General features: G+C 68.3%; 7 protein-coding genes. 2 read left to right on the top strand and 5 right to left on the bottom strand.

Annotation, left to right across the window (positions count from 1 at the left end; all coding sequences use genetic code 11):
• Window positions 1-582 (top strand): transposase (locus ABZ911_RS42375; RefSeq protein WP_358070128.1); only part of this gene is annotated, 582 nt, incomplete at its 5' end.
• A gap of 132 nt (window positions 583-714) precedes the next feature.
• Here the strand turns inward: ABZ911_RS42375 and ABZ911_RS42370 are convergent.
• From ABZ911_RS42370 to ABZ911_RS42350, 5 genes are all read right to left on the bottom strand, one after another.
• Window positions 715-2,184, bottom strand: coding sequence for a hypothetical protein (locus ABZ911_RS42370; RefSeq protein ID WP_358070125.1), 1,470 nt, complete (start codon window positions 2,182-2,184; stop codon window positions 715-717).
• Window positions 2,185-2,248: 64 nt separating this feature from the next.
• Window positions 2,249-4,168, bottom strand: a complete 1,920-nt coding sequence (locus tag ABZ911_RS42365; RefSeq protein WP_358070122.1) for a CARDB domain-containing protein — start codon at window positions 4,166-4,168, stop codon at window positions 2,249-2,251.
• A gap of 311 nt (window positions 4,169-4,479) precedes the next feature.
• On the bottom strand, window positions 4,480-5,394 hold the full coding sequence (locus ABZ911_RS42360) for a carbohydrate ABC transporter permease (protein ID WP_358070119.1): 915 nt from the start codon (window positions 5,392-5,394) through the stop codon (window positions 4,480-4,482).
• Window positions 5,391-6,251 (bottom strand): sugar ABC transporter permease, encoded by an 861-nt coding sequence (locus ABZ911_RS42355; protein WP_358070116.1) that lies wholly within the window; start codon window positions 6,249-6,251, stop codon window positions 5,391-5,393. Before ABZ911_RS42355 ends, ABZ911_RS42360 begins: the two co-directional genes overlap by 4 nt.
• Window positions 6,252-6,340: 89 nt before the next feature.
• Window positions 6,341-7,717 carry an extracellular solute-binding protein gene (locus ABZ911_RS42350; RefSeq protein ID WP_358070113.1) on the bottom strand — a complete coding sequence of 459 codons (1,377 nt, stop codon included), beginning with the start codon at window positions 7,715-7,717 and terminating at the stop codon, window positions 6,341-6,343.
• A 278-nt stretch (window positions 7,718-7,995) separates the two neighbouring features.
• Here ABZ911_RS42350 and ABZ911_RS42345 point away from each other — a divergent pair, with 278 nt between their 5' ends.
• Window positions 7,996-9,048 carry a LacI family DNA-binding transcriptional regulator gene (locus ABZ911_RS42345; protein ID WP_358070110.1) on the top strand — a complete coding sequence of 351 codons (1,053 nt, stop codon included), beginning with the start codon at window positions 7,996-7,998 and terminating at the stop codon, window positions 9,046-9,048.
• The last annotated feature ends 143 nt before the right edge of the window (window positions 9,049-9,191 follow it).

The raw sequence follows: 9,191 nt of genomic DNA, 5'->3' as shown, positions 1-9,191 counted from the left end.
CGCTGCTTCGCCTTCGACCAGTTCGGCCCGTTATCCATCCGCCCCGTCCAGGGCACCGGATGGGCCGAGCAGGGCAAGCCCAGCAGGTTACCGGCGACCTACACCCGCACCCATGGCGTGCGCTACTTCCACGGCTGCTACTCACTCGGCGATGACACGCTGTGGGGCATCACCCGGCGGGGCAAGAGCGGCGCCAACACCCTGGCGGCGCTGAAGTCGATCCGTGCCGCCCGCCCGGACGGCGCCCCGATCTACGTCATCTTGGACAACCTGTCGGCCACCAAGACACCGGCGATCCGCGCCTGGGCGGCCAAGCACACGGTCGAACTGTGCTTCACCCCGACCTACGCCTCGTGGGCCCACCCGATCGAGCCACAGTTCGGACCCCTGCGCACTTTCGTGATCGCCGGCTCCGACCATCCCAACCACGTCGTGCTGGCCCGCGCCTTGCAGGCGTACTTGCGCTGGCGCAATGCCAACGCCCGTCACCCCGACGTGCTGGCCGCCCAACGTCGCGAACGCGCCCGCATCCGCAGCGAACGCCAGCAGCGCTGGGGCCGCCCTCGACAGAAAGCCGCGTGATCAAACCCGGTGAACGTTCGTGGTCATCCCACTAGCTGCACGTCTCGGGGGTCTGACCTGAGCACCAGCCTTCCCCGGTGAGTCCAACGCGAGCGGCGAGGAGCTCCCTAATCGGCGCCGAAGGGCGCTGATTCAACCCGCGCGGAACCGCAGGGACAGCACCACGTCACCGGGCACAGCCGGGGGTACGTACTCGATCCGCAGCAGCTCGCCGACACGGGATGTCCGGACGTCGAGGGCCGGGTCGCAGGTGATCCCCACGGTCAGCCCCGGCAGCCGCCAGCAACCGGGCGTCACATCTCCCGGCCGTGGTTGCGGCGCCCGCACCAGGAAGCACGGGTACGGGCGGGCCAGGGTGGCGCGGTGGGTGAGCAGGAGTGTCCCCTCCTCGTCGACCACCGCGTCGGCCGGGCTCGACGGGGCCAGGCGCAGCCAGTTGACGTCGTGCTCCCGGCCCGGCGCCAGCCAGTGCACCGTGACCGGGCAGTACTGGCCGTCGGCCCGATCCATGGCTCCAACGGCATCCTGTGCGCCGACGCAGTGACGCTCCCCGAGCCAGGTCGTGGCGGTCCGGGGCGGGGAGCCGGCGATGCGCGTGGTCACCAACCGCGGGTCGCGGAAGGCGGACAGCTGCGCCGCGGCGTCGGCGGGAGGCTCGGCCCCCAGCAACGCGAAGCAAGTCGCGAAGCACCAGTCGTGGGCGTGCTCCACCCGGGGTGTGCCTGCGGCCGGCAGCGGCGTTCCGCCCTTCCCGGTGGCGAGCCGGATCCACAGGCCAGTCAGAGCCACGTATCGCCGCATGTCCATCCCGTAGGCGCGGTCGAACGGGCCGGCGAGGTTCTGCAGCGCCGGATGGTAGCGGGCGGCGATCTCCCGCCACAGGTGCTCCTCCATCTGTGCGCCCAACTGCCGGAGCACGGGAGAGGGCGCGCATCGCCGCCAGAGCACGAGGGCGAACAGGTCCACACCGTAGTAGGTGGGCGAGTTGAACTCGGTGAACGTGCGGGTCTCGGCCCACAGCTGGTGCACCCGCCGAGCCAGGTCTTCGCCCGCCGCTCGCAGGGCGGGAACTCCCAGCCGGCACCCGACGGCGTCGAAGAGGTAGGCGCCCATGAGAGCGATGTTGGTGTATTCCGGCGCCACCGCCCGCGCCAAGGCCCCTTCGGCCGCGAGCCGCAGCGCATGGTCGATCCTGCCGACCAGTTCGCCGGGCAGTCGGGGCTCGAATCCGTGCAGGAGCAGCAGCAGGGCCGAGCCCACGAACTCGCGCCAGTTCGGGTCGTAGTCCCGGTCCCGCCCCGCGTCGGGCGCCGGCTCAGGTTCGTCCGCCACCCGACGCCAGGTGCCGTGGTGGCTGGTGCCGGGCGCGTCGTACTGCTGCGCGAGGACCGCCGCCAAGGCCGCCACGGCTCGCTCCTCATCCCCGGTACGGCTGCGCGAGAGCAGGCCCACCGCGTACCACGCCGTCTCCCGGACGAGGTGCGCCTGCCCGGTCACGGCATTCGGGGAACGCAGCAAACGGACCTCGCGGTCCCACAGTGTGTCCATCCACCTGGTCACCGAGGCGGTCATGCGCCGCGCGTTCCAGCCGGCCTCGGGCATCCTCGAACCATCCTCTGCTGGTGGGGCCCCGATCCACCGGCGGTGGATCGGGGAAGGCGTGGGTTCAGCGCGGCGTGAGGGTGACCACGAGCGGCTGGTCCGGGACGCTGAGGGTGAGGCTGGTCGGGTTGTTGTACGTGGCGGTCGATGACGTCGAAGTAACGGGTAGGAAGGTCTGGGCCTTGGCGAAGGTGCTCGGCAGGTCCACCTTCACCGTCTGTGGCGGGGCCGTGGTGTCGGTTTTGGAGGACAGGTCGAAGCTGGGAGTGTTCAGCCACAGAACCAGCTGGAAGCTACCGTCTCGACGCTGGAGGAGGACGCGGTGGACGTTGGTGAGGTCACCGCTGAGCTGGTAGTCGAGCGTGCCAGGTTTGAAGTCGGCCCCTGGGTCGGCGAGTAGGGAGATGGTGTTCTTCAGCGCGGTGAAGGCGGGCTTGGGCGTCCCGTCGTGGCGCACCATCCCGAACCTGGCCTCGGGGTCCTGGTGGTTCGGGTCCTCGAACTCGTCGATGAACTCGTACACGTACGTCCGCGGCAGCCCGCGCCGGAAGGACTCCAGGTAGGTGCGCGGGATGTACTTGGCTCCTGCCTTCTCGGAGATCCCGGGCTGCCCGGAGATCGCCTGGAGGGCGTTGTGGTACCCGGTCTCGGTAATCTGGACGGGCCTATCCGGGCAGACCACCGAGGCGTTGGCGAGGTTCGCATCGAGGGAGATCGTGGGAATGTTCCCACCTGGGTAGGGATGGGCGTTGCCGATGTCGCAGGAGACCTGCCCCAGCTTCGCCGCCGAGCCGTTCCGGACCGGCGTGGGCGCGAGCACCGGCAGGTGCTTGGTGTCCGGGTCGGCCTTGACCTGCTTGTACAGGTCGTTCTGGAAGGCTCGCGTCCCGTCGGGGAACTGGCTGGGGGTGAAGACGTCGGGCTCGTTGGGTCCCTCGACGGACACGATGGCGGGGGCGGCGGACTTGACATACTGCACGATCTCGGCCGGGGTGTCGGAGGGATCGGCGATCCAGTTGGTGTGGATGCCGTTGGCGGCGAGATCCTTGAGCTCCTTGGGCACCTTGGTGTCCTGCAGCGAGGCACCGGTCCGCTGGTACCGAATGCCGGCCTGCTTCAGGAGCGGTTTGACCAGGCCGTCGTAGTTCCCGTACGGCGTGTCGTAGTAGCTGAGGTGGGTGTTGACCCCGATCGATTCGACGAACGAGTCGGAGGCATTGGCGGCCTCGGAGACGTTCTGGCCGATCCGAAGGTCCAGGGCGCGGTCGTTGTTGTCCTCGCGTGTCTCGGTGATCTTCTTCGCTGGGTCCGCGGTGGCCTTGAGCGAGATCTGGCCTGGTCTGATCGTGATGTTCGTCTTCAGGTCGACGGTCGCGGATGTACCCGCGGCCAGCGTGCTGCCGCGCACGGTACCGAGTTGCACCGAGCCATGGGCGAAGGCCACCGCGATCTTGGTGCCCGTGGACTGGTTGCCCACGTTCGAGACACGGGCGTGCAGGGTGAGCTTCGAGCCCGGCCGCAGGTTGGTCGGCGAGAACGTCACCTGGTCGATCACCAGATCGGGGCCCTGCTTTTCGGCGACGGAGAGCTTGTCCGGGCTGGTGTAGTCGTTGTTGGTCTCGTCGCCCTCCTGGATACGCTTGACGTCGTCGACCAGGAAGCCGAGGGTGTGGCTGCCGGTTTGCGCGCTCCACGTGCCGTTTCCGGTCGTCCCGCCGCCGTTGGAGGTGAGCCTGACGGACTCGCCCGGCCCGAGCGAGGCCGAATGGTTGTCGGTGTACACGACGGTGGACCCATTCACCCTGAACACGCCGCCGATCACCGTGCCGTCCGACGTGGCCGCATCGCCCTGATTCTTCACCACTGCGGTGAAGCGGGTGGCGTCGCCGGTGTACGGAGCGGCCGGTTCCGTGGCGACGCTGGTGACGACGAGGTCGGGCAGCGCCGCCAGGGCATGCACCGGCGTGGCCTCGCTGGCCAGCATCGCCAGTATCGGGGCTAGGATCGCGGCGGTGTTCCGGAGTCCTTCGTGTCGTCGAGGTTTGTGGTGCATCTGCGGTCCTCCTGCGGATCTGTTGGGGGTCTTGGCGCGTCTCTCCGGGAGTCTGGGTGCCGGTGCGGCCCGTTTCGGGCAGCCCGGTAAGGGGCTCGGTATGATGAGCCGTAAATGTCGGTGGTCGAGGGGATGCCACGGTCTCGCGGCGTGGCCGAGAGCGGATCGGCCGGCGCTGTCCACGCGCCAGGCCCGGCGAGACAGCCTGGCGGACACTGCGGCCAGGGATGGTCAGGAGAGGCTCAGCCCTTGGAGCCGGTGTCCCCGCCGATCCCGTTGACGACCTGCCGCTGGAAGATGACGAAAAGCAGCAGCGGAGGGACGCTCGCGAGGAAGAGCCCGGCGATGACCAGGCTCTGGTCGGCCGTCTTGGCGATCACGGGTAGGACGACGGCAACGGGCTGCTTGTCGGGGTCGGTGAGGGCGATCAGTGGCCAGATGAAGTCCTTCCATGAGGCGATGAGGGTGAACATCGAGACCACGGCCAGCACGGGCCGGGACAGCGGCAGGACCATGCGCAGCAGCAGGGTCAGCGGACCGGCACCGTCGACGCGGGCCGCCTCGAACAGCTCGGCGGGGATGTTGTCGAAGAATCTCTTGATCAGGAGCACGTTGAAGGCGTTGGCTCCCGCGGGCAGCCACACGGCCCAGAAGGTGTTCACCAGGTTCACGCCAAGTCCGGGCATGTCCTGGACCGTCAGATACAGCGGTATAAGGCAGACGGCGGACGGCACCAGCAGCGTAGCCAGCACCATGGCGTACAGCACCCGGCCGAAGCGGGGCCTCAGCACCGACAGCGCGAAGCCGGCGCTGGTGGAGACGACGAGCTGGGCGACCAGGCAGCCGATGGCCAGGATGGCGCTGTTGGCCAGGCCGCTGCCGATGTCGAGCAGGTTCAGCGCGTCGCTGAGGTTGGAGAAGCGGGTCTGCGTCGGCCACAGGGCGAGCGGGTGCGTGGTCACCTCGCGGGCGGGGGAGACCGCGGCCTTGAACATCCACAGCACAGGGCCGGCGCAGAAGAGGACCAGCATGAGGAGGACGACCGCATTCGTACTTGCGAGAGCGGCGCGGGTGCCGATCCTGCGTCGGTCGCGCGGAGAGACCAGCCGGTTCACCGGCAGGCGGTCGCGGGTGTCAGCGGGAGACGGGAGGGTCACGTGTCGCTCCAGCGTCGGGTTGCCCACAGGTACACGGCGGACAGCAGCGAAAGCGCCGCTGCCAGCATGAGCGACATGGCGCTGGCGGCGCCGTAGTCGCCCTCTACGAAGGCATAACGGTAGATCAGCAGCAGCACGGTGATCGTGGCGTTCTCCGGCCCGCCGTCGGTCATGACGAACGGCTCGGTGAACACCTGGAGAGTGCCGATGAGCTGGAGCAGGAGCAGCAGGAGCACCGTACCCCGCAGTTGCGGGAGGGTGATGTGCCACACCCGCCGCCAGATCCCGGCGCCGTCCGTCTCCGCGGCCTCGTAGAGCTCGGGCCGCACACGAGTGATGGCAGCCAGGTAGATCAGCGTCGCCGAGCCCAAGTTGGCCCAGGTCGCCTCCAGCACCAGGCTGAGCATGGCCGAATCCGTCGACTGCAACCACGGGTAGGGGCCCAGACCGACGAGGCCGAGTGCCTTGTTGAACACCCCGGAGTCCGGGTCGTAGAAGAGCTTCCACAGCAGCACGCCCACCACCGGCGGCAGCATGACCGGCAGGTAGACGAGGTAGCGGTAGAGCCCGGCGAGACGGTGGACCGTCGACATCTGTACGGCGAGCGCCAGCGGCAGCGGGAAGCCGATAAGGAGGGCCAGCCCGGCGAAGAACGCGGTGTTGGTCACCGCGGTCATCACCAGCGGGTCGTCGAGGATGCGGCGGAAGTTGAGGAGCCCTACCCACTCGGCCGGGTCCACGAGGTTGGTCTGCTGGAAGGACAGTTCCAGTCCCTTCACCACAGGCCACCAGGCGAAGTAGCCGAAGCAGAAGAGCGCCGGAAGCAGGAACGCGACCGCGATCAGATCGTCGCGCAACCTGCGACGGCTCCGCCGGGAGGGAGCGGCAGGGTGCCGCCCGCTGGCGGGTGCGCGCCCCGCGGAGGCGGGGCGCAGTCCGAGCGAGGTCACTGCGCTCGCTCCAGCTCCACGGAGACCTGGTCGGCGGCCTTCTTCAGCAGGCCACCGATATCGGCGTCCTGCTTGGTGAGCACCGCCTGCACCACCGGGTCGAGCGCCGCGTACACCTTCTGCGCGGCGACCGGAGGCTCCGGCAGCAGGCGGAGCCCGGCGCTGCCGGTGCGGTAGGGCTCGAAGTTCTGGACGGGGATGTTGATGTACGGCTTGATCGCCGCGTCGACCTGCTTCTCCACCTCTTCGGGGAACGCGGCCACAGCGGGAGCACCCACCAGCTTCTCCGGGTCGGCGGAGGATTGCTCCGCCCGTGCGCGGGCGGCCTGAGGGTCATAGAAGGGCTTAATGTACTCGAAGAGGATCCACTTGACCGCGGCCGCGGTTCGCGCCTTGTCCGACTTTGCGCTGACCATGGCGACGGTCGCTCCCAGCTGCGTTGCGTTGCCGCCGTCCTGCGGGAGTGAGGCGACACCCAGGTCCTCCTTGCTGCCGCCGTACTTCTGCACGATCGGCACGTACGCGCCCGGGCCGTCGATGTACATCCCTACCTGGCCTGCGGCGAACCGGCGCTGTACGTCGGCCTGGGTCTGGAGCTGGTTGCTGCCCATCGAGTCGTCGACGAACCGCATGTCGTGGAGGAGTTGCAGAGCGTCGCGGGTAGGTTGCTCGGTGAACGCCGGGACCATCTTGCCGCCCTGTTCCCGCTCCATGGTGCCGCCACGCGAGTACGTGTAGGAGGTCAGGTGCCAGCCGCCGGTGTTGTTGGTCGTGGTCTCGGCGTACCCGATGGCGTCGGTCTTGTCGTGGATGGCCTTGGCCGCGCTGCGCACCCCCTCCCAGGTCGTGGGCGGTTGGTCGGGATCGAGGCCGGCCTTGGTGAACAGGGCCCGGTTGTAGACCAGGCCCATGGCGTAGGCGGTCTCCGGCTCGGTGAGGCCGTAGATCCTGCTGGCCGCGTCCATGTTCGGCGCCTGGAGCTTCTGGTTGTACTGGCTGTACTGAGGCCAAGTCTTGACGTCGTCGGTGATGTCTCGGACCTGGCGGCGGGCGATCAGGCCTTGTGGCTCCGTGAGTGGCACCCGGATCACCGTGTCCGCGCTGCCCCCGGCCAGTTTGGCGGCGAACGTCTGCGGGTCCCACTGGGCATCGGAGCCGACGACCTTGATCTTGGGATTCTCCCGCTCGAACTGCGCGATCTGATTGAGGAAGGCCTTGCGGCCGGCTGGGTCGCTCTTGGTCGGCATGCCCTGGACGGTGATGGTGACCCTCCCGTCGTCGCCACCGTCGTCGGACGAGCAGCCGGCCAGTGTGCCTGAGAGGACGACCGCTGCCACCAGCCCGGCAGCCGCTGCGCTGAACTTGCCCTGCATGAACACCCTCCTGGGGTTTGCAAACGGTGCTCGCCGGCGCGCACCCCGCCACACCGACTCCGAGCAGTCTCCCTCCGTCACGTGACGTTGATCGTGCGCTCGTGCGCTCGTGACGCCGCATGTGGGCCTGCAGCACGCGAGATGGGAAACTGCTTTCCCAAGAACGTACCTATCTCACACATTCATGGCAACAGATGTGCACACATCTCTTGCATCGGTGATGGTAAACCGCTTTCTCGCATAGAATGGGTGGCAGCGGAGTCAAGGAAGGATGCAGGATGACCAGTTCCCCGGTGCGCCTGAGTGACGTGGCAGCAGCTGCGGGCGTCTCGATGTCGACGGCATCGAAGGTGCTCAACGGGCTTGGCCGAGCCTCTGAGGAGACTCGGCGCCGGGTCCTGGACACCGCCAGCCGGCTGGGTTTCCAGCCGAACGCCCTGGCCAAGTCCTTCGCCCTCGGCCGCAGCTACACCATCGGCATCCTCGCCGACAACGCTCCCGGCCTGTTCACCATGCCTGTGCTCATCGGGGCCAACGCCGAACTGAGTCGGCACGATATGGCCTCCCTGCTGTACAACGCCGACCGAGACCCCGACCTGCGGGCCGAGCACATCAGGAAACTCAAGGCACGCCGAGTAGACGGCCTGCTGGTCATAGGAATCGGCTCGGACAACTGGCTGTCCTCCCTCGCCCCGGCCGCCCTCGGCGCTCCCGTCGTCTACGCCAACGGGCGGGCGGAGAGCAGCCGGGACGCCTCCTTCGTCCCCGAGAACCGCGGCGCCGGCCGAATCGCCGCCGAGCATCTCATGGGCCTGGGCCGCACCAACCTTGCCCACATCACCGGAAACCACCTCGCGCCCGCCGTGATCGAGCGCTGCGCGGGGTTCCTGGACACACTCAAGGAGGCACGGCTGCCGCTGGTGCTCGGACGGCCGCTCTTCGGGAACTACCACCGGGAGTGGGGCTATGCGGCGGCACAGGACATCATCGCCTCGGGTTCGGCCGTCGACGGCCTCTTCGCCGGGAACGACGAGATCGGTCTTGGCGCCTACGCCGCCTTCACCTGCGCCGGGCTCCGGGTACCCGAGGACGTCGCCATCATCGGCTACGACAACGTCAGCCGGATCACCAGCGTCCACGAGCGGCTGCTCACCACGATCGACCCCAACCTGGAGACGGTCGGTACGGCTGCCGTGGGACATCTGCTGCGGGCCATCGGCGGCGACCACGAACCGGGACTGTTCACTGTGAACTGCACCTTGGTCGAGGGGTACACGACTGTCGGGGGAGCGGTGCCCCCGCCCCCGATCGAGGTGGTGTTCTCGCGCTGAGTGGGGCGGGGCGTCGCTGATGGACCGATCATGGGGATATGCCGATGGGAGCCGGCGTATAGGGGACGGGAAAGCAGGCACGGCTCTTCGAGACGAGCCTCGCTGGGGAGAACCGGGCCGAACTGGTCGAAGGCGAAGCAGCA

The sequence above is a fragment of the Nonomuraea sp. NPDC046570 genome, assembly GCF_040645915.1.
GTDB lineage: Bacteria > Actinomycetota > Actinomycetes > Streptosporangiales > Streptosporangiaceae > Nonomuraea.
This window is presented reverse-complemented; position numbering and strand designations above follow the sequence as displayed.